This window comes from Caulobacter sp. GW456-12-1-14-TSB4 (assembly GCF_059424195.1).
Genome location: NZ_JBWKZF010000004.1, coordinates 249,876 through 268,668, shown reverse-complemented (window position 1 = coordinate 268,668; position 18,793 = coordinate 249,876). Strand labels below are relative to the sequence as shown.

The 18,793-nt window shown below is 69.0% G+C and carries 20 protein-coding genes; 5 read left to right on the top strand and 15 right to left on the bottom strand.

Annotated features, from left to right (window positions below; all coding sequences use genetic code 11):
- Nucleotides 1-24 precede the first annotated feature (24 nt).
- From lldD to AC07YH_RS05790, 9 genes are read right to left on the bottom strand one after another with little or no spacing between them, the layout of a single operon-like run.
- Nucleotides 25-1,164, bottom strand: coding sequence for an FMN-dependent L-lactate dehydrogenase LldD (lldD, locus tag AC07YH_RS05830; protein ID WP_494746068.1), 1,140 nt, complete (start codon nt 1,162-1,164; stop codon nt 25-27).
- On the bottom strand, nt 1,161-1,940 hold the full coding sequence (locus AC07YH_RS05825; RefSeq protein ID WP_494746067.1) for a kinase: 780 nt from the start codon (nt 1,938-1,940) through the stop codon (nt 1,161-1,163). The genes lldD and AC07YH_RS05825 overlap by 4 nt, the downstream gene beginning before the upstream one ends.
- On the bottom strand, nt 1,924-2,880 hold the full coding sequence (locus AC07YH_RS05820) for a 2-hydroxyacid dehydrogenase (RefSeq protein WP_494746066.1): 957 nt from the start codon (nt 2,878-2,880) through the stop codon (nt 1,924-1,926). The genes AC07YH_RS05825 and AC07YH_RS05820 overlap by 17 nt, the downstream gene beginning before the upstream one ends.
- A 9-nt stretch (nt 2,881-2,889) precedes the next feature.
- Nucleotides 2,890-4,044 (bottom strand): fumarylacetoacetate hydrolase family protein, encoded by a 1,155-nt coding sequence (locus tag AC07YH_RS05815; protein WP_494746083.1) that lies wholly within the window; start codon nt 4,042-4,044, stop codon nt 2,890-2,892.
- 10 nt (nt 4,045-4,054) lie between these two features.
- A complete protein-coding gene (locus AC07YH_RS05810) occupies nt 4,055-4,825 on the bottom strand; it encodes an enoyl-CoA hydratase/isomerase family protein (RefSeq protein WP_494746065.1) in 771 nt (256 codons plus the stop codon).
- 11 nt (nt 4,826-4,836) lie between these two features.
- Nucleotides 4,837-5,937, bottom strand: a complete 1,101-nt coding sequence (locus AC07YH_RS05805) for an extracellular solute-binding protein (RefSeq protein ID WP_494746064.1) — start codon at nt 5,935-5,937, stop codon at nt 4,837-4,839.
- Entirely contained in the window at nt 5,934-7,121 is a 1,188-nt protein-coding gene (locus AC07YH_RS05800; protein WP_494746063.1) for a CaiB/BaiF CoA transferase family protein, read from the bottom strand. Before AC07YH_RS05800 ends, AC07YH_RS05805 begins: the two co-directional genes overlap by 4 nt.
- Before the next feature lie 23 nt (nt 7,122-7,144).
- The gene (locus AC07YH_RS05795; protein WP_494746062.1) at nt 7,145-7,909 is read right to left on the bottom strand and encodes an SDR family NAD(P)-dependent oxidoreductase; all 765 of its coding nucleotides are present in this window, start codon (nt 7,907-7,909) and stop codon (nt 7,145-7,147) included.
- A gap of 1 nt (nt 7,910) precedes the next feature.
- Nucleotides 7,911-9,089 carry an aldose 1-epimerase family protein gene (locus AC07YH_RS05790; RefSeq protein WP_494746061.1) on the bottom strand — a complete coding sequence of 393 codons (1,179 nt, stop codon included), beginning with the start codon at nt 9,087-9,089 and terminating at the stop codon, nt 7,911-7,913.
- Between the two features lie 93 nt (nt 9,090-9,182).
- Here AC07YH_RS05790 and AC07YH_RS05785 point away from each other — a divergent pair, with 93 nt between their 5' ends.
- A complete protein-coding gene (locus AC07YH_RS05785) occupies nt 9,183-9,536 on the top strand; it encodes an L-rhamnose mutarotase (RefSeq protein ID WP_494746060.1) in 354 nt (117 codons plus the stop codon).
- Here the strand turns inward: AC07YH_RS05785 and AC07YH_RS05780 are convergent.
- On the bottom strand, nt 9,533-10,360 hold the full coding sequence (locus tag AC07YH_RS05780) for an AraC family transcriptional regulator (protein WP_494746059.1): 828 nt from the start codon (nt 10,358-10,360) through the stop codon (nt 9,533-9,535). The two genes, AC07YH_RS05785 and AC07YH_RS05780, sit on opposite strands and share 4 nt — an antisense overlap.
- Before the next feature lie 229 nt (nt 10,361-10,589).
- Here AC07YH_RS05780 and AC07YH_RS05775 point away from each other — a divergent pair, with 229 nt between their 5' ends.
- From AC07YH_RS05775 to AC07YH_RS05760, 4 genes are read left to right on the top strand one after another with little or no spacing between them, the layout of a single operon-like run.
- A complete protein-coding gene (locus AC07YH_RS05775; RefSeq protein ID WP_494746058.1) occupies nt 10,590-10,841 on the top strand; it encodes a hypothetical protein in 252 nt (83 codons plus the stop codon).
- The gene (locus tag AC07YH_RS05770; RefSeq protein ID WP_494746057.1) at nt 10,838-12,406 is read left to right on the top strand and encodes a PepSY-associated TM helix domain-containing protein; all 1,569 of its coding nucleotides are present in this window, start codon (nt 10,838-10,840) and stop codon (nt 12,404-12,406) included. The genes AC07YH_RS05775 and AC07YH_RS05770 overlap by 4 nt, the downstream gene beginning before the upstream one ends.
- On the top strand, nt 12,403-12,681 hold the full coding sequence (locus tag AC07YH_RS05765; RefSeq protein ID WP_494746056.1) for a DUF3325 domain-containing protein: 279 nt from the start codon (nt 12,403-12,405) through the stop codon (nt 12,679-12,681). The genes AC07YH_RS05770 and AC07YH_RS05765 overlap by 4 nt, the downstream gene beginning before the upstream one ends.
- A gap of 47 nt (nt 12,682-12,728) precedes the next feature.
- Nucleotides 12,729-14,918, top strand: coding sequence for a TonB-dependent siderophore receptor (locus tag AC07YH_RS05760; protein WP_494746055.1), 2,190 nt, complete (start codon nt 12,729-12,731; stop codon nt 14,916-14,918).
- A gap of 24 nt (nt 14,919-14,942) precedes the next feature.
- Here AC07YH_RS05760 and AC07YH_RS05755 read toward each other — a convergent pair whose 3' ends face one another.
- Genes AC07YH_RS05755 through AC07YH_RS05735 form a run of 5 tightly spaced genes read right to left on the bottom strand, consistent with a single transcriptional unit; the run spans nt 14,943 to nt 18,733 of the window.
- On the bottom strand, nt 14,943-16,295 hold the full coding sequence (locus tag AC07YH_RS05755; protein WP_494746054.1) for an aminotransferase class V-fold PLP-dependent enzyme: 1,353 nt from the start codon (nt 16,293-16,295) through the stop codon (nt 14,943-14,945).
- Complete coding sequence (locus AC07YH_RS05750; protein ID WP_494746053.1) at nt 16,289-16,855, bottom strand: rhodanese-like domain-containing protein; 567 nt, start codon at nt 16,853-16,855, stop codon at nt 16,289-16,291. The genes AC07YH_RS05755 and AC07YH_RS05750 overlap by 7 nt, the downstream gene beginning before the upstream one ends.
- Nucleotides 16,852-17,391, bottom strand: coding sequence for a DUF6691 family protein (locus tag AC07YH_RS05745; protein WP_494746052.1), 540 nt, complete (start codon nt 17,389-17,391; stop codon nt 16,852-16,854). The genes AC07YH_RS05750 and AC07YH_RS05745 overlap by 4 nt, the downstream gene beginning before the upstream one ends.
- A complete protein-coding gene (locus AC07YH_RS05740; RefSeq protein WP_494746051.1) occupies nt 17,388-17,852 on the bottom strand; it encodes a YeeE/YedE thiosulfate transporter family protein in 465 nt (154 codons plus the stop codon). The genes AC07YH_RS05745 and AC07YH_RS05740 overlap by 4 nt, the downstream gene beginning before the upstream one ends.
- Nucleotides 17,849-18,733, bottom strand: a complete 885-nt coding sequence (locus tag AC07YH_RS05735; protein WP_494746050.1) for a sulfurtransferase — start codon at nt 18,731-18,733, stop codon at nt 17,849-17,851. The genes AC07YH_RS05740 and AC07YH_RS05735 overlap by 4 nt, the downstream gene beginning before the upstream one ends.
- Nucleotides 18,734-18,793 lie beyond the last annotated feature (60 nt).

The following is an 18,793-nucleotide window of genomic DNA, read 5'->3' as shown; positions in this document are numbered from 1 at the left end:
TGTTGTATGATGTATTATCTTATATCAACCCATCTTTGCCAGGATGTCGGAAGAGATCGCCGCCGTGGAGGTCACGCCGGTCAACGCCATGGCCACGCGCATCTCGGCGGCGATCAGCTCCAGAAGACGCGTCACGCCGGCCTGCCCGCCGGCCGCCAGGGCGTAGACATAGGCCCGGCCCAGCATGACGCCGTCCGCGCCCAGGGCTAGCATCCGCACGACGTCGAGACCCGTGCGCACGCCGCCGTCGACCAGCACCGTCATCCGGTCGCCTACCACCTCGGCGATCGGCGGCAGGGCGCGGGCGGTCGAGAGCACGCCGTCCAATTGCCGGCCGCCGTGGTTGGAGACCACCAGTCCATCGGCGCCGAAGCGCAGGGCGTCGCGAGCGTCCTCCGGATCCAGGATTCCCTTGATGATGATCTGGCCCTTCCAGACGTCGCGGATCCACTCCAAGTCTTTCCATGAGATCGACGGATCGAAGTTCTCGCCCAGCCAGCCGATATAATCCGCCAGTCCCGTCGCCTTGCCGCGATAGGCCGAGATGTTGCCCAGGTCGTGCGGACGGCCGTGCAGGCCGACGTCCCAGGCCCAGCCGGGCTTGAACACCGCCTGCTTCATGCGCCGCACGCCCGACCACGGCCCGCTCATGCCCGAGTGCGGATCTCGATAGCGCGAGCCCGGCACCGGCATATCGACGGTGAACACCAGCTTGGTCACGCCCAGCGCCATGGCCCGCTCCAGGGCGTCACGCATGAAGGCGCGGTCCTTCAGGACATAGAGCTGGAACCAGATCGGCCGCCCCGAGGCCTCGGTGACCGCCTTGAGGTCGCAGACGCTGACGGTCGAGAGGACATAGGGAATGTTGGCCGCCGTCGCCGCGCGGGCCACCTGCAGCTCGCCCCGCCGGGCCGCCATGCCCCCAAGGCCGATCGGGGCCAGCAGCACCGGCATGGCCAGGGTCTCGTCGAACAGCCTGGTCTCGAGGCTGCGGGCGGAGACGTCGCGCAGCACGCGTTGGCGCAGGGCGATGCCGGCCAGGTCGTCGACATTGCTGCGCAGGGTCTTCTCGGCGAAGGCCCCGCCGTCGATATAGTCGAACAGGAAGCGCGGCAGGCGACGCTGGGCCGCCGCGCGGAAGTCGGTGGTCGAGGCGATGATCATGTGAGGCCGCGCTGCTCGTCCAGCCGCAGCGTCAGGTCCGCATAGGCCGGCATGTCGGAAAGGATGTGGCGGGTCAGGCGCTCGTAGTGCTGGATGAAGATGCCGATCTCGGTGTCGCTCATCGTCCGGCCGCCCTCGCCGACGCGGGCGCGCAGTTGGTGTTCCTGCTGAATGCGCCAGTCGCGGACGACCTCGAACCCCGGCGCGGCCAGGAGGACCAGCCGGTCGATCCGCGCGAAGAGGTCGGCATAGTCGGTGGCCAGGGCCAGGTTCACGCAGCGCCGCCAGGTGGCGTCCTCGTCACGCTCGGCTTCCAGGGCGTTGATCGGAGCGTCCAGCGCCGCGTCGTCCTGGGCTCGCGCGCCGACGCACCAGCCCTCGAAGATCAGTACGTCCAGCGGCCCCTTCACCGGCGCTCCGCTCGGCGCGGGATCGTCGGTGGCCTTGTCGAAGCGCGGCAACACCACATTGCGGCCCTCGCGGACCTGGTCCAGGAGGCGGACGCCCAGTCCGGTGTCGTGGGTCCCCGGAACACCGCGCGTGGCGAACAGCGGATGGACGATCTCGCCCAGCCGCGCCCGTTCGGCGTGGGACAGGTAGAGGTCGTCGATGGAGAGCGTCGCCGCCCGCAAGCCCCTAGCGTTCAGGCGCGCCGTCAGCCCCTCGGCCAGGGTCGACTTACCCGAGCCCTGCGCACCGCAGACGCCGAGAACGAACGGCCCGTCGCCGCGCCAGCCGTCCAGGGCCCGCTCGACGACATCAAGCGACGCGGTCATGAGGCGGCTTGCCGTCGAAAAAGGCGTCGAGATTGTCGGCCACCCGCATGCCCATGGCCGTGCGGGTCTCCAGCGTCGCGCTGCCCAGGTGCGGCAGCAGCACGGTGTTGGGCGCGGCCAGCAGCACCGGGTTCACCTTGGGCTCTCCCTGATAGACGTCCAGGCCCGCGCCAGCGATCACGCGGTCGGTCAGAGCCTGGGCCAGGTCGGCCTCGTTCACGACCGACCCGCGCGCTGTGTTGATCAGGATCGCCGTCGGCTTCATCCGCGAGAGCAACGCCGCATCGACCATGTGATGGGTCTCGGCCCCGCCCGGCGTATGCAGCGACAGCACGTCCGACATCGCCGCCAGGCTCTCCAGCGTGTCGTGATAGGTCGCGCCGTCCTCGTCGATCGCGCGTCGGCGGCTGTAATAGGCAAGCTCCATGCCCAGCGCCGCCTTGGCCCGCTGGGCCGTGGCGCGGGCGATGCGGCCGTAGCCCACCAAGCCCAGGGTCTTGCCGGCCAGCGACTGGCCCAGCAGATGCGTCGGCCGCCAGCCGGCCCAGCGGCCCTCGCGCAGCTCGCGCTCGCCCTCCCCGGCCCGCCGGCTGGTCATCAGCATCAGCAGCACGGCCAGCTCGGCCGTCGCGTCGGTCAGGACGTCGGGCGTGTTGGTCACCACCAGGCCGGCGGTCTTGGCGGCGCCCAGGTCGATGTGCTCGAAGCCCGCGCCGTAGTTGGCGATGATCTTCGCGCGCGCCCCCGGCGTCGACAGTACCTCGGCCGGCATCTTGTCCGACACCGTCGGGCACAGGGCGTCGTACTCGGTCATCGCCACCTTCAGCTGGTCGATGGTCAGCGGCGTGTCGGTCGCGTTCAGCGTCACGTCGTAGCGCTCGGCCAAACGCTGCTGGACGGCTTCGGGCCAACTGCGGCTGATCAGGATCTTCGGCTTCATCGTCTCGTCCTAGATCAGGCCGCGACGGGCCAGGTTCCGCATCAGGTCCGCCACGCCGAAGGTCCACGGCTCGCAGGCGTCGGTCGGACGCACGCGATTGACCAGCGCGCCCAGCTCGTCGCAGGCGATGCGGACCACGTCGTTCGTCGCGTGGGTGAATCCCTTGCCGCTTTCGTAGCGGTCCTCGACCGGGGCGAACAGGGTCCCCAGAAACAGCACCAGGCCGTCGGGATAGCGGTGATGGGCGTTGATCGCCTGGGCGACCAGGTCGGCCGGCGCGCGGCTGATCTCGCTGAGCGACGAGCGGCCCCGCATCGTGAAGCCGTCCTCGCCGATCACGGTCAGGGCGATCTCCAGCTTGCCGACGGTGTCGAGGTCGAAGTGCTCATCGAACAGCCGCACGAACGGGCCGACGGCCGCGGCGGCGTTGTTGTCCTTGGCCTTGCCCAGCAGCAGGGCCGAGCGGCCTTCGACGTCGCGCAGGTTGACGTCGTTGCCCAGGGCCGCGCCGACGATCCTTCCAGCGGACGAGACGGCCAGCACCACCTCGGGCTCGGGATTGTTCCAGGTCGAGGCCGGATGCACGCCGACATCGGCGCCCGTGCCGACCGACGACATCGGCTGGCCCTTGGTGAAGATTTCGGCGTCCGGACCGATGCCGACCTCCAGGTACTGGCTCCAGGCCCCGGCGGCGATCAGGGTCGCCTTCAACGCCGCCGCCTCGGGGGAGCCGGGCTTCAGCTGTCGCAGATCGTCGCCGACTAGGTCGCGGATCTGGCCGCGCAGGCCCGCCGCCGCCGACAGGTCGCCCCGCGCCCGCTCCTCGATCACCCGCTCCAGCATCGAGGTGACGAAGGTGACGCCGGCGGCCTTCACCGCTTGCAGGTCGATCGGCGACAGCAGCCAGGGCTTGGTCGGATCGCGGGTGTCGGGATCGGTGTTGGCCAGGACGTCGGCCAGCAGACCCAGGTCCACGCCCTCGGCAGAACGCAGGGCGGCGGCCGGATCATCGGCCTCACAGAGATCACGCGCGGTCGGGAAGGCGCGCGAGACGTCGATCAGGCGCTCGCCGTCGACGCGGACCACGGCCGGGCCGGCAGGCGTCCAGATGCGGCCGAACAGCAGGGCCCGCGCATCGGCGGGCAGGATGTCGGAGGGTTGCAGACGCATGGCTCTACCGGCGCTTGAACACGGGCGGACGCTTCTCCGCGAAGGCCGCGCGGCCCTCGGCGGCGTCCTGGGTGGCGAAACAGATGGTCTGCAGGTCGCGCTCGTATTCCACGGCCTTTTCGTAGGGCATGGCGTGGGCGGCCTTCAGGTTCAACTTAGCGGTCTCAGCGGCGATCGGGGCGCGCGAGGCGATGGTCTCGGCCAAGGCCTTGGCGCGGGTTAGCAGGTCCTCGGGCGCGACCACCTCGCTGACCAAGCCCCACTCGCGAGCGCGCTCGGCGTCGACGGGGTCGCCGGTCAGGATCATCAAGGCCGCGTTCGAGGCGCCGATCGAGTGGACCAACCCCGCCGCCATGCCGCCGCCGCCGATCCAGCCCAGCTTGATCTCGGGCGCGGCGAACCTGGCGTTGGTCGAGGCGATGCGGATGTCGCAACTCATCGCGGTCTCCAGCCCGCCGCCCAGAGCGTAGCCGTTGACCGCCGCGATGGTCGGCTTGCGGCACAGGCGGACGGCGTCGCAATAATCGCCCCGGTTCCGGAAGTCCCAGGGGGTCTCGTAAGCGTCCAGGGTCGCGATGTCCGACCCGGCGCAGAAGGCCTTCTCGCCCGCGCCGGTGATCACCACGCAGCGGATGGTGTCGGAAGCATCGACCTGCACGATCGCCGCCTCGACGGCCTTGGCCATGTCGGGGGTCACCGCGTTCAGCTTCTGGGGGCGGTTCAGGGTGATGACGGCGACGTGGCCCGTCACCTCGAACAGAACGTCTTGGCTCATCTCGAAGTCCTTCAGATCTCGGCGCCGGCTGGGCGGTGGCGCTCGAACAGCGCTTGCAGGTCGTCCAGCACGGCGTCGGCGGGCTCACCGGCCTCGAGACCGGCGCGGAGGCGTTGCGAGGCCGCCGTCTGGAAGGCGATGGCCCCATAGTGGCGCGGGCGCAGGCTGGCGCCGTCCAGGGTGGCGTAGGTGTCGGCGTAGAACCCGCCCCAGCGCGCATTGACGGCCGGGTCGCGCCAGGCGCTCTTCAGGGCCGGCTGGCCCTCGTGGTCGGGGATGAAGCCGCGCTGGGCCTCGTGCGACATCAGCCAGCGCAGGTGATCCAGCAGTTGCGGCGTCACCTCGCACTTGCGCGAGACGCCGATCCCCGTGCCGCCCAGGATCGAGCCCACCGGCCCGTCCGCCGTCACGCGCGGCGCGTCGGCGAAGCTCAAGGAACCGCCTGGGGCATAATTCACGTAGCCGTAGACCAACGGGCAGACCGCCACGTCATCGTTGCGGCTCATGTGCTCCAGGATGCCGATCGGGTTGAGCGGCCGCAAAGCCTGCGGGCTGTTCGCCGCCAGCTTGCTCAGCAGGTCCCACGCCGCGCGAGCCTCGGGACGGTTGCGGAAGGTCCCGCCATGCGCGGCGCAGATCGACTGGAAGGTCAGGGCCGCGTGCGGGCCCGACAGCGACATCGCCACGACGCCCGTCTCGGACAGCCGCACGATCTCGTCCCACAGCGCCGGCGGGGCGTCGAGGCGGTCGCGGCGCCAGGCCATGACCTGGGTGGCGGCGTCCTGCGGCAGCGCCCAGTGCCGGCCGGCATAGTGGTAGCTGACCATGCTCCTGCCCATGGCCTGCTCGCGCCAGGCGGCGATCTCCTCGGCGGAGAACAGCTCCTCCAGCGGTCGCAAGCAGTCGGCCACCACGGCCTCGCCGACGTGCGGATGGTCCAGCACCACGAGGTCGTACAGCGCGCACTGCTCGCCGATCGGCCGTTCCTCGAAGCCCTCCAGCGAATGGCGATCCCAGGTCAGGGAAAGGTCGTCGCGAGCATGCGCGGCTGCCGCTTCCAGGGCCTTGTAGCCGCGCGGATGATCCCAGGTCAGGCCGCGATAGGCGGTCATGCCGAGCGGACCACGCCGGCCTGGATCAGGGCGTCGATCTCGTCGGCCGAGTGACCGGCTTCAGCCAGGATCTCACGGGTGTGTTCGCCGACCAGCGGCGCGCCACGATCGATGCTCGAGGGCGTCTTGGAGAACTTGATCGGGAAGCCCGGGGCCTTCACCCGGCCCTCGGTGGCGTGGTCGTACTCGACGAACGTTCCGTTGTGCTGGATCTGCGGGTCCTCGACCAGGTCGGCATAGCCATAGACCGGGCCGCACCAGATATCGTGCTCGCGGAACAGGGCCAGCCACTCGGCGCTAGCGCGATTGACCAGGCGCTTGCGCACGCAGGCGAAGATCTCGTCGCGATGCGTCCAGCTGTCGGTCTCGTCGTCGAGGTCGGCGAAGAACGGCTCCTCGATCAGCGCGCCGAGGGTCTTCAGCGAGGCCATGGCGATCGAGATGTAGCCGTCGGCGGTCTGGTACACGCCGTAGGGCGCGCGGATGTAGGTGTGGGCGTGCGGTTCGGCCGAGCGGGTCTGCGGCTTGCCGCCGACCGTGAACACCGACAGTTCCTGCATCTGAATCGTCGTGATGGCATCCAGCATGTTGATCTGAACCAGCTGCCCCTCGCCCGTCCGCTCGCGGTGGAACAGGGCCGCCAGCGCGCCTTCGAAGGCGGTGTAGGCGGTGATGGCGTCGACCAGGTACTGGCCGGCCGGCTGCGGCGGCTGGTCGGCCGAGCCCGAGGACATCATCGCCCCCGACATCGCCTGTAGCAGCAGGTCCTGGCCGGGATAGTTCTTGTACGGACCATCCTCGCCATAGCCCGACATCGAGACATAGATCAGGCGCGGATTGATTTTCGACAGGGTCTCGTAGTCGACGCCCAGCCGCTGGGCGACGCCGGGGCGGTAGTTCTGCAGGAAGACGTCGGCCGTCTTGACCATCTCCAGCAGCAGGGCCTTGCCCTCGGCGCTCTTCAGATCGACGGCCAGCGAGCGCTTGTTGCGGTTCAGGGACAGGAACGAGACGTTGATCTGGTTGCCGCGCGCGCCGCCGGCCGCGACGTGGCGCTGCCACTCGCCGGTGGTCGGCTCGACCTTGATGACGTCGGCGCCCATGTCGCCCATGCGCTGGGCGGCGAACGGGCCGGCCATGGCGATCGAACAGTCGAGAACGCGAATTCCGCTCAGGATACCCATTTCAGAACAAACCTTTGGCTGGATCAGCTCATCACCCAGCCGCCGTTCACGTGCAGCGTCTGACCGGTGATGAAGCCCGCCGCGTCGGCGGCGAAGAAGGCGATGGCGTGGGCGATGTCGCCGACATGGCCACGACGTTTGATGGCCTGGCTGTCGAGGACGTGGCGGGTGTAGCCCTCGGGATCGGGATGGATCTTCTCGGCGTCGGTCGGGAAGGCCCCGGGGGCGATGGCGTTGACGGTGATCCCGTACGGCCCGAACTCGCGCGCCCAGGCCCGCGTCAGGCCAATCAGCGCGCCCTTGGAGGCGACATAGGGCGACAGGTTCGCCCACTCGCCCGAGATGGTGATGCTGGAGATGTTGATGATGCGGCCAAAGCCCTTGGCCCGCATGGCCGGCAGGGCCTCCAGCACCGCCACGACCGCCGCGTCGACATTGATCCGCTGGACCAGTTGGTGGTCCTCGATCGTGTAGTCCTCGAAGGGCTTTGAGGGGTAGATGGCGGCGTTGTTGATCACGACGTCGAAGCCGCCGGTCTTGGCCGCCAGCACGCGCAGGGCGGCGCGGAAGCCTTCCAGGTCGGAGAGGTCCGAGGTCGAGACGATCAGACGGCCGCCGTCGATGGTCGCGGCGGCGATTTCCAGCGCCGCGACCTTGGCCGGGTCGTTGTCGATGGCGACGACGGTCGCGCCGCGCGCCATCAGCTGCAGCGTGGTCTGCAAGCCAAGGCCGCCAGCCGCGCCGGTGTAGAGGACGACCTTGCCGTCCAGGTCCAGGATCGCGGACACCTCAGCGTCCCCCGATCGCGGGATAGACGCCGGACGGCGCGGGATAGTCCTCGACCGGCTGGCGCGCGACGCCTTCGATACGGGTCACGGCCTCGGACACCGCCGCCGCGTCGGGCAGGATGCGGAAGACGCTGTCGTAGCGACGCTCCTCGCCGTGTTCGAGCTCGATCAGCTCGCCGCGCTCACGGGCGAAATCCTTGCCCAGCACATGGTTGGTCGAGGGCTCGATGCCCAGGGCGTAGTGGCCCGCGTGTAGGTTCTGCCACTCGTACATGGCCGGGAATTGCGACTTCAGGGTCTGGACCTCGAAGCCGAAACCCAGGGCCTCGTTGACCAGGGCGACATTGACCTTGCCCTCGCCATCAGGGGCCATGTCGTGCTGCCAGACCTGTTCATGGAAGTTGCGAATCGGCGCCGACAGGGTGCGATAGCCCACGCCCTGCTTCTGATAGTCCTTGCCCGCATGCGCCGCCCAGACCACGTCGCGGATCGGGGCGACGTAGCGCGAGCCCTCGGCCAGCACCGGATAGCCGACATTGATGTGATAGCAGTACATGTGCGGCGTCTTGTAGAAGCCGTGATTGACCACCCGGTCGTGCAGGTGGATCTCGTCGGAGCCGACGGTGGCCTCGATCCGGCGGATCAGGTGCAGGTCCTCGCCGAACACCGTCGACTGCTGGACGACGCCCTCGGCCCAGAGGATGCACGTGTCGCCCTCCCAGCGCTCGCCATAGCCGGTCAGACGCGCGGGGATCGTGCCGACACGGCCGTGCAGCGACGAGCTGACCGTCTTCTTCGGCCCGTAGAAATAGTGGCCAGCCGGGTCGTCGTGCATGAACAGCACGTGGTCCAGGCCGCAGGTGACCATCAGGCCCGAGAACGACCGAAACCAGGAGAGACCGCCCTCCCCCTCGTATTCGTGCAGGCCCGGATGGCGGAAGCCCGACGGCGAGTGCCAGCCGACAGCGCGGCCGTTGTGCTCGCACTCGGCGATGTCCATGGCCCGATCGACCAGGACCGTGAAGCGCAGGCCCGTGCCGGTGCGGAACTCCAGCTGCCGAACGCCGCGCTCGACGCCGTCGCCCAGGGTCGAGAGGCGGACACCGGCGAACTGCGACAGCGAACCGGTATGTTCGGCCAACGCGCGGCGGCTCAGACTCCGTCCATACAACTCGGGCACGCCTTGCCTCCCCGGCAACGATCTCTATAAGATAATATGTATGATGTTTATAGGCATCACGCCGATCCCGTCAACGGGCTTGTCGAGGTGGAAATGAGCAGGATTGTCCGCCGATGCTTCGCGGTCGACTTGTACGACGACCCCGCCTCGATCGCGCGCTACCGCGCCTGGCACGAAGCCGGCGGGCCGCCGGCGGCCGTCACGGCGGCGATCCGCGCGGACGATGTGCGCGAGCTGGAGATCTGGCTGGTCGGCGACCGGATGTTCATGATCCTGGAACAGGGCGACCAGTACGATCCAGCCGCAAAGGCCACGCGCGACGCGGCCAACCCCGACGTCCAGGCCTGGGACGCGCTGATGCGCACCTTCCAGAAGTCCCTGCCCTTCGCGCCAAGTCAGACCTGGGTCGAGATGGAGCGGATCTACGCCCTGTCGGAACAGCCCTAGGGCCGTCGCAGCGCGCTTCGCCGGCCGGGCTCCAGCTGCTCGGCATAGCGTCCCGGCGAGATGCCGAACGACTTCTGGAACAGCGTCGCGAAGGCGCTGAGCGACGAGAAGCCCAGGACCTGGGCGACCTGGGTGGCCGACTGCCCCGTGGCCAGCAAGGCGGCGGCCTGGGTCATGCGCAGCTGCTGGCGCCAGGCGACGAAGCTCATCCCGGTCTCCAGGCGGAAATTGCGGGTGAAGGTCCGTCGGCTCATGCTGGCCTCGGCGGCCCAGGCGTCGATGTCCCTTGGGTCGGCCGGGTCCTTGCGCAGGGCGGTGCAGACGCGTTGCAGGCGCGGGTCCGTGGGCAGGCGCGGTCCCGCGTCGGTCGAAGGCGGCGCGCGCGTGATCTCGCCCAGCATCAGGCGGACGATGTCGCCCTCCCGGCCCGCCTCGTCGTAGCGCGCGTCGAAGGTCAGGAACTCCTCGACCAGGGCGTGGAGGAAGGGGCTGATGTCGATCACCCGCAGGTCGTCCGGCTGCGGGCTGGCCTGCGTCGTCACATAGAGGACGTTGTAGGCTGCCGGGCCCCGGCAACTGACCTCGTGACGCATGCCGGCCGGGATCCAGACCCCGCGCCCCGGCGGCAGCACGATCGCCGCGTCGCCGGCCCGGACAGCCGCCACACCTTCCAGCCGATAAGAGAATTGCGCACGGTCATGGACATGCGGTGGGTCGTAGTAGCCGGTGGGCTGGCGACCGTAGAAGCCGATGACCGGCCGCACGGGCGGGTAGTCGGCGCTGCTCTGGTTAATCGGCGGTTCGGTGGGATCGGGGAAGGACACGGAATCTCTGGGACAACTGGCGATCGATATCAGCCGTGGATCGGCGCGCGCGGCAGTCGCGAACGGGTCGATATGTTCAGGGATCGGGCCAAAGCCAAGCCCCATCGTTGCGAGTGACTATCAATAACGCTAGGCGAGCCTGAAATCAAAGCGGCGCTGCCGCGGGGGTGTAGGGCGTATGGCGACGGGCGTCGTTCAAGGACGGAAGCAAGGCAGCTGGCCAAGGGGCTTGGACGTCGCCGTTCGGGTGTTGCTGGCCATTCCGGGGGCCTATTTCGTGACCGCCGCCTGCACGACGCTGCTGGCCCGGACGATCCCCGCCGCCCGCCTCGACGCCACCTTGTGGTCAACGATCGCCGCCTTCGGAATCTATGCGGGCCTGGTGGTCTGGGTCTTCGCCGCGTCCAGCGCCCTGCGCGCGGGCGCCGTCCTGCTGGCCATTGGCGGCCTCGCCTGGCTCGGCGCGGTGCTGGCGGCATGAAGCAAGGGTTCCGGCAATCGCAGGCGGGCCTGCACACCTGGACCGGTCTGCTGGTCGGCTGGGTGCTGTACCTGATCTTCCTGAACGGCACGGTCAGCTACTGGCGTGAGGAGCTGACCCGCTGGGCGCGGCCCGAGATCGCCGCCACCCGGAACCTTGAGACCGTCACGCGCGGCGCGGTCGCACACCTGCAGGCCACGGCCCCGAAGGCGGCTTCCTGGCAGATCACCCTCCCCGACGAACGGGCGAGCGGCGCGGAGACGACCTGGAAGCCCAGGGGCAAGCCCAAGCCGCTGCGGCCGGGCACGCCTGATCCCACCGCCGCGACCATCGGTCCGGATGGCAAGCCGGTGACGGTGCGCGACACCGAAGGCGGCGACGTCTTCTATCGGCTGCATTTCGACCTGCGGTACATGCCGGCGATCTGGGGCCGTTGGGTGGTCGGCTTCTGCTCGATGTTCATGCTGGTGGCGATCATCAGCGGGGTGATCACCCACAAGAAGATCTTCGCCGACTTCTTCACCTTCCGGCCCGGCAAGGGTCAGCGCAGCTGGCTGGATGGCCACAACGCCCTGGCGGTGCTGGCGCTGCCGTTCCACGCCATGATCACCTACACGGGCCTCGTCACCCTGATGGTGATCTATGTGCCGTTCGGCGTGACGGCCAACTACCCGACCAAGGCGGCCTACTACGCCGAGAGCGCGCCGCGCACCAAGGCGCCCAAGGCCAAGGGCGAGGCCGCGCCGCTGACCAACATCGGCCCAGTGCTGGCGACGGCCGCCAGGACCTGGGACGGCGGCCAGCCGGGGATCATCCGCATCGACAATCCGGGTGATGCGGCCGCGCGCATCGTCCTGACCCGCCGCGCCTCGGACAAGCTGGTCGACGGCCGCTGGGAGATCGTCTTCGACGGGGTGACGGGCAAGGTCCGCAGCAGCGTCGCGCCGACCTCGGCGGGCATGATCACGCGCGGCGGCATGATCGGCATCCACGCCGGCCGCTTCGCGCCGATGACCTTGCGCTGGCTGTTCTTCCTGTCGGGTGTCGCCGGCACGGCCATGGTCGCATCGGGTCTGGTCCTGTGGACCGCCAAGCGCCGCGCCAAGCTCGCCGACACGCGCCACTTCGGCTTCTGGCTGGTCGAGCGGCTGAACATCGGCGCGGTCGCCGGCCTGCCGTTGGCCATGACCGGCTTCCTGTGGGCCAACCGCCTGCTGCCGATCGGCATGGCGCACCGCGCGGACTGGGAAGTCCACGCCATGTTCCTGACCTGGGCCGCCGCCCTCCTCCACGCCTTTGTCCGCGCGCCGCGCCGGGGCTGGATCGAGCAACTGAGCCTGACCGGCGTCGCCCTCGTTCTGCTGCCGATCTTCGACCAGACCGCCACCGATCGAGGCCTGATCGACAGCCTCAAGGCCGGCGACGGCGCGCTGATCGGCATGGAGCTGGGCTTGCTGGCCACGGGCGCGAGCTTCCTGCTGATCGCCTGGCGCGTGGCCCGCTCACAGACCAAGCAGAAGGCCAAGAACGCCGCTCCCGCCAAGCTGGCCGAGGCGCGCGGATGACCCTGCTGGCCCTCCTCCTCAGCCTCGCGGGCTTCGCTGTTCTGGCGCTCGCCATGGACCGTCACCATCACGCACTGGCCGGCGTCCGCCCGGCCAAGACCCGCAAGCGGTGGCTGCAATTGGCCGGGACACTGGCCCTAATCCTCGCCCTGATCGTCTCGATCATCGCCTGGGGACCGGCCTACGGCCCGATCTACTGGCTGGGCTTCCTGACCGCCGGCGCCGCGCCGGTGCTGTTGGCCCTGACCTACGCGATCCCTCGCGGAAAACCCTGAAATTCCAAGCTCTTCTCGCACCTTTCGAACCAAAGGATACCCAAGCCTTGTCCGCTCGCACCGTCCTCCTCGCCAGCGCCGCCCTCCTGGCGCTCGTCTCGACCGCTCACGCCCAAACGGCTGAGGACACCACTGTCGATAGCGTGCTGGTGACCGGCCGCACCGAGGGCTACCAGGTCAAGGGCACCAACACCGCGACCAAGCTGCCGCTGACCCTGCGCGAGACGCCCCAGTCCCTGACGGTCTTCACCCGCCAGCGGATTGAGGACTTCAACCTGATCACCGTGACCGAGGTCTTCGCCCAAACCCCGGGCGTCAACGTCCAGCAGTACGATTCCAATCGCGTGCTGTTCAACGCGCGCGGCTTCGCCATCACCAACTTCCAGTTCGACGGCGTGCCGACCCAATACGCCACCGGGGCCGGCGGCAATTCGGTACTATCGGACACCTCGATCTACGAGCGCATCGAGGTCGTGCGCGGGGCCACGGGCCTGGTCACCGGCGCGGGCGATCCGTCGGCGACGATCAACATGGTCCGCAAGCGCCCGACGGAAGATTTCCGCGCCTCGACCAGCCTGTCGGCCGGCTCGTGGGACTATCGCCGCGGCGAGGTCGATGTCTCTGGTCCGGTCGCGCTGAACGGCAAGATCCGTGGCCGCCTGGTCGGCGCCTATACCGACCGTGAGTCCTATGTCCGCTTCCAGCACGACAAGTCGCCCAGCCTGTACGGCGTGGTCGAGGCCGACCTGACCGACAACACCCGCCTGCGGATCGGCGCCGACTACCTGCGCACGGACTCGCAGGGCGGGGCCTGGAGCGCCGCGCCGCTCTTCTTCCGTGACGGTAGCAAGGCCGAGCTGCCCCGTTCGTACAGCGCCGGCGCCAAGTGGAACCGCTGGGAGCGCGAGAGCGTCAACGCCTTCGCCGTGCTGGAGCACGACTTCGGCGGCGGCTGGGTCGGCCGCGTGGCCTACAACAATCGCTCGACCGACACCGAGAGCCTGCTGTTCGCCGGCTCCAACAGCGGCGGCTTCGCCGACAAGACCACGGGCCTGGGCCTGACCATCTCCGACACCTACACGGTCACCGAGACCCGCGAGCAGGCGCTCGACGCCTACGCCTCGGGTCCGTTCGAGGCCTTCGGCCGGACGCACGAACTGGTGGTCGGCGGCAACTTCTTCAGCCGTGACCTGCGCACGCTGAACGCGGCCATCACCAGCCGCCCGTACAGCCTGACCGCCTTCCCCAGCATCTTCACCTGGAACGGCGACATCGGCCTGCCGGGCGTCTCCAACACCGGCAAGCCACGCAGCATCGCCAACACCACCGAAGGCGGGCTCTACGCCGCCCTGCGCCTGAACCCGACCGATCGCCTGAAGGTGATCACCGGCGCGCGCTTCACCGACTGGGACGTCAGCACCGACAACTTCAGCGCCACGACCGGCGCCTACACCACGACGACCGGCCGCTACGGCGAGAACCGCATCTCGCCTTATCTGGGCGTGCTCTACGACCTGACCGGCAACCTGACGGCCTTCGTCAGCTATGCCGACGTCTTCCAGCCGCAGAACCTGAAGACCAAGGACTTCGAGCAGATCGCCCCGAAGGTGGGCGGCAACTGGGAGTACGGCATCAAGGCCGAGTTCTTCGAAAAGCGCCTCTACGCATCGCTGAACGGCTTCTACATGCAACAGGACAACGTCGCCGAGATCGACCCGACCGTGCTGCCCAACAGCCTGCCGGACGGTACGACCGCCTATCGCGCCGTCAGCGGCGTGAAGACGCAAGGGGCCGAGATCGAGGTCTCCGGCGAGATCACCAAGGGCTGGAACATCACCGGCGGCTATACCTACACCTACAACGAGGACGCCAAGGGCAACCGTGTGTTCACGGTCAATCCGCTGCACATGCTGAAGCTGAACTCGACCTACAAGCTGGGGCGCTGGACCCTCGGCGGCGGCGTCAGCTGGCAGACCAAGGTCTATCAGAACATGAACGCCCCGACGGGCCGCTTCACCACCGCCGGCGCGCCGGTGCTGGCCGCCACGCGCGTGACGCAAGGCAGCTACGTCCTGGCCGACGCCCTGCTGCGCTACGCCGTCACCGACAAGATCAGCGTCGGGGTCAACGCCACCAACCTGTTCGACGAGAAGTACTATCGCAATGTCGGCTACTTCAACGGCGGCTACTGGGGCGAACCGCGCCGTGTGCTGTTCAACGTCCGCGCCCGCTACTAGGGCTTGAGGCCGGCGCGCTGTCGTTCACCGAAAGCCCTCGATGAACGACAGCGCGCGGTCCAGGTCCGCATCGATCGTCGGCGCGCCGACCGACAGCCGCAGAGCGCCGACGGCCGCGCCGCCCAGCCGATCCCGCAGGGCCGGGATGCTGAACCGCCCTTCCAGCGCATCGAGGGACGCGGCCAGCGGTAGCGCCTCGAAACCGAAGGCCTTCTCCGCCGCGCCCGGATTGCAGAAGCAGCCGCCGCGGATCGCGAGGCCATGATCCCGCGCCCCGCGCTCGACCTCTTCATAAGCGACGACCTGCCCATCGGCGCGCAGCAGGTTGAAGGCCACCGTTCCGCCGCGTCCTTCCATGGTCCGAGGACCGTAGAGCCGCACCTTGGGCGCGCTGTTCGGGTGGCGAAGCGCGCTGGCCTCGTCGAGGAACCGCTGGGTCAGCTTACCGACATGCGCCTGGAGCGCCGCGCGCGGGATCTGGTCCAGGAACGCGAACCCGGCCTCCAGCGCCGCCAGGTCCAGATAGTTCGGCGTGCCGTCCTCGAAGCCTTCATGGCCCAACCGCAGCCCGTGGCGACCATGCTCGACCGACACGAAGTCCACGGTCCCACCCGCGAACCATGGCCGCTGCAGCCGCGCCAGCGCCGACTTCCGCGCGATCAGCGCGCCGACGCCGGTCGGCAGGCCGAACAGCTTGTAGAACGAGCAGGCCACGAACGCGGCCGGATGGCGGCGCAGGCTCAGTCCCCCGCAAGCCCCGGCCGAGGCGGCGTCGATCAGCACGTCGTACCCAAGGCCGTGAGCGATCTCGACCAGCCCCAAATCGTGCCGGACGCCGGAGAAGTTCGACTGCTGCGGGAAGGCCAGCAGGCCTGGCCCGTGCGTTGCGCGCAAGCGCTCTTCCCCGTGATCAAGCCGCAGCTCGGCGTCCAGCGGCAGTACCTCGACCGGCGCAAAGGCACGGCGAGCATACTCCCGTATCCCATTGATCGAGTTGTGACTGTCGGCGCTCAGCACCAATCCGCAATCACGCGCGAACGGATAGCTTTCGGCCACTAGTTTGATCGCCGCCGTGGCGTTGGCGGTGAAGCAGACCTCGTAGACCGCCGGGTCGGCGTCGAAGAACGCCAGGGTCGCGGCGCGGGCGGCGTCCATGACCTCGGCGCTGTTACGCGAAGCCAGGTGCTCGGAGTGCGGATTTCCGAACACGCCCGTCGCCAGCCGCGCCGCGTGGGCCCGCGCCTGGGAAGCGCCGTAGAGCGCGGCGGCGGTGTAGTCGAGATAGGCGATCCCGGCCGCGTCCAGCCGCCCGAACTCCTCGGAGCGAAAGGCCTCGAAGTCGAACGCCGGCGCGGTCGCGGCGTGTCGGGCTAGCATCCGCGCCTCCGATAGGTCTTGAGCGCGGCGGGTTCGCCGTTGGCCACGCCGACCTGCGGGAAGCCGCCGAAATAACGGCTGAGATCGGCGGCGGCGTCGCGCTCGGCGGCGGGCATGTCGGCCGGTAGCATCGGCGTCATGACCTCCTCCCGCCAATCGGCGAGGCCGCCAGGGACGAAGACCACGTCGGCGACACCCTGGGCCTTCAGCAGCACCCAGGCCTGGCCGGCATGGGCGCCCTCCTGCGAATAGAGCACCACCGTCTCACCCGGCTTGAAGGCCGTGCGCACCAGTCGGTCGATCGGCAGGTTCTCGGCCGTCGGGATGGCGTCGTCGGCGAAGGCCTTGGCGTCGCGGACGTCGACGACGCGCAGGCCTGGTTTGCGGGCGCGGATCCAGGTCGCCAGCTGACGCGCGCTGATATGGTCGGAACCGTCGTCGATAGCGCGCGTGATGGCGTCGAGGTCCAGAGCACCGGAGGTGCGCTGCGGGCTGCCGGCGAACGGCGCCAACAGACCGAGGGCCAGCGCGCCAAGCCCTAGGCGACGGGTCGCGCTCATCGCCGCGCCTCCCAACGTCCGATCGTGGCCAGCAGGCCGACGCAGGCCACGGTTATCGCCGCCACCACCACGCCGTAGGACAAGCCCGTGAGTTTCGGCAGGGTCATCGCGCCCATCGGCGTCGCGCCGTAGAAGGCCTCCAGGCTCGGAAAGGCCAGCCCCACCGCCAGCATGCCGACCAGTAAGCCTAGCACTGTCGCCGCCCCCTCGCCGCGCCCGCTGGCCAGGGCCACGCAGGACGTGCCGGGACACAGGCCGCTCAGCACAAAGCCGATGCCAAAGACTAGCCCGCCGACCAGCTGCGGCAGCACGAAGGTCTCGGGCGCGTAGACCTTGCCCAACTCGATCAAGCCCAATCGATCGAGCCAGAAGGCTCCCAGCATGGCGGTGACAAGAGCGCTCATCATCACCTTCAGCACCGTGAAGTCGCGCAGGTAGAACTGCCCGGCCAGCTTGGGCGGATCGCCCAGGCCAGCGCGCTCCAGGGTCCAGCCGAATGCGACGCCGATGGCGGCCGCGACGAGGAGATCGCTCATGCCCACAGCCTCCGCAGCAGCGGCGCGGCCAGGAAGCCGGCGGCGAACAGGGCGAGCATGAACACCCAGGCCCCGACGCTCAGCAGCGCGCCGCCGCTGAGCGCCAGGCCGCTGGTGCAGCCTCGCGCCAGGGCCGCGCCGACGCCCATCAGGACGCCGCCACCCAGCGAGGCGGCCAGCCGTCGGCTCGGCGCCTTGCTCACCGCCAGCCGTCCAGCCAGCCAGGCCGACAGCCCAGCGCCAACGATCAACCCGCTGACCTCGACGAGCATCCATGAACCGCCGTGGAGATAACCTTCGACCCAGCTGTTCTTGCTGACCACTCCGGCCACGTGGCTGGCGACACTGGCGAAGGCGCCCGACGCACCCAGGCCCTGCCCGCTCAGCGCGAAGCAGGCCAGCAGCACAGCGCCAAGGCCAACGCCCGCCAGATACGGATCAGCGTATGGACGCGGCGTCATTTCTCGACCGGCAGGTCGCGCAGCGACCAGTCCTCGAAAGAGCCGTCATAGAGCACCGCCTCGACCCCGGCGGCGCGGGCCGCCAGCATCACCGCCGTGCCCTGCTGGCCGATGTGGCAATAGACGATGGCCTTGTCGCCCGGCTTGACGCCGGCCTTCTGGAACAGGGCCAGCAGGTCGTCCGGCCGCTTCACGGCCAGGTCGTCGTTGGTGATGCTGGTGAACGGCAGGCTGCGCGCGCCGGGGATGTGGCCACGCTTGATGTGCCCATGCGCGCCCGACGGCATCAGCCCGTCGTAGAAGACCTGGGCTCGCGCATCGATCAGGGCGTAGCCGGGCTTGCCGGCATTGGCGCGAACATAGTCGGCGTCGACCACTGTCGGTCGAAGCTGGATCGGCCCCAGCGCGCTCGGCCTGACCGCCGGGACCGCCTCGGTCGTCACCGCCCCGCCCTCGCGCCGCCACGCCCTCGTGCCGCCGTCCAGCAGATCGGTGCGCGCACCCAAGCCGGCGCTCTGCAGGGTGAACAGCACCCGTGTCGCCGGCGAGACCCAGTCGCCGCCGAAATAGACCACGACCTTCGAGCGATCAGTAACGCCCAGCGCCTGCAGCCGTGCGCGCAGCACCTCGGCCGACGGCATCTGCAGGCTGCGCCCATCGGCGTCCACGGCAAGGTCCGACTGGCGGACGAAGCGCGCGCCGGGGATGTGGCCGGCCTTGTACTCATCGGCGTCGCCGACATGCAGCAGCACGAGGTCGGGGTCCTTCAGGTGGCCCTTCAACCAATCGGCCGAGACGGTCACTGTCTCGCGCGGCGCTGCTTGCGCCCCGCCCGCCATCAGCACGGCCGCCAAGGCCGTCGCCAGAACCCGCTGTCGCATGATCTTTCCCCTTCTCCGGTTGGAGCCATGGATAGGGGCTGCACGGACAGCTCGACCGTC

What these genes read in the sequence shown, in the direction of transcription:
- AC07YH_RS05750 (WP_494746053.1), bottom strand. Translation starts at nt 16,855, where the DNA reads ATGAGCGCGACCCGTCGCCTAGGGCTTGGCGCGCTGGCCCTCGGTCTG.
- AC07YH_RS05765 (WP_494746056.1), top strand. Translation starts at nt 12,403, where the DNA reads ATGACCCTGCTGGCCCTCCTCCTCAGCCTCGCGGGCTTCGCTGTTCTG.
- AC07YH_RS05740 (WP_494746051.1), bottom strand. Translation starts at nt 17,852, where the DNA reads ATGACGCCGCGTCCATACGCTGATCCGTATCTGGCGGGCGTTGGCCTT.
- AC07YH_RS05770 (WP_494746057.1), top strand. Translation starts at nt 10,838, where the DNA reads ATGAAGCAAGGGTTCCGGCAATCGCAGGCGGGCCTGCACACCTGGACC.
- AC07YH_RS05820 (WP_494746066.1), bottom strand. Translation starts at nt 2,880, where the DNA reads ATGAAGCCGAAGATCCTGATCAGCCGCAGTTGGCCCGAAGCCGTCCAG.
- AC07YH_RS05810 (WP_494746065.1), bottom strand. Translation starts at nt 4,825, where the DNA reads ATGAGCCAAGACGTTCTGTTCGAGGTGACGGGCCACGTCGCCGTCATC.
- AC07YH_RS05735 (WP_494746050.1), bottom strand. Translation starts at nt 18,733, where the DNA reads ATGCGACAGCGGGTTCTGGCGACGGCCTTGGCGGCCGTGCTGATGGCG.
- AC07YH_RS05805 (WP_494746064.1), bottom strand. Translation starts at nt 5,937, where the DNA reads ATGACCGCCTATCGCGGCCTGACCTGGGATCATCCGCGCGGCTACAAG.
- AC07YH_RS05755 (WP_494746054.1), bottom strand. Translation starts at nt 16,295, where the DNA reads ATGCTAGCCCGACACGCCGCGACCGCGCCGGCGTTCGACTTCGAGGCC.
- AC07YH_RS05745 (WP_494746052.1), bottom strand. Translation starts at nt 17,391, where the DNA reads ATGAGCGATCTCCTCGTCGCGGCCGCCATCGGCGTCGCATTCGGCTGG.
- AC07YH_RS05785 (WP_494746060.1), top strand. Translation starts at nt 9,183, where the DNA reads ATGAGCAGGATTGTCCGCCGATGCTTCGCGGTCGACTTGTACGACGAC.
- lldD (WP_494746068.1), bottom strand. Translation starts at nt 1,164, where the DNA reads ATGATCATCGCCTCGACCACCGACTTCCGCGCGGCGGCCCAGCGTCGC.
- AC07YH_RS05825 (WP_494746067.1), bottom strand. Translation starts at nt 1,940, where the DNA reads ATGACCGCGTCGCTTGATGTCGTCGAGCGGGCCCTGGACGGCTGGCGC.
- AC07YH_RS05800 (WP_494746063.1), bottom strand. Translation starts at nt 7,121, where the DNA reads ATGGGTATCCTGAGCGGAATTCGCGTTCTCGACTGTTCGATCGCCATG.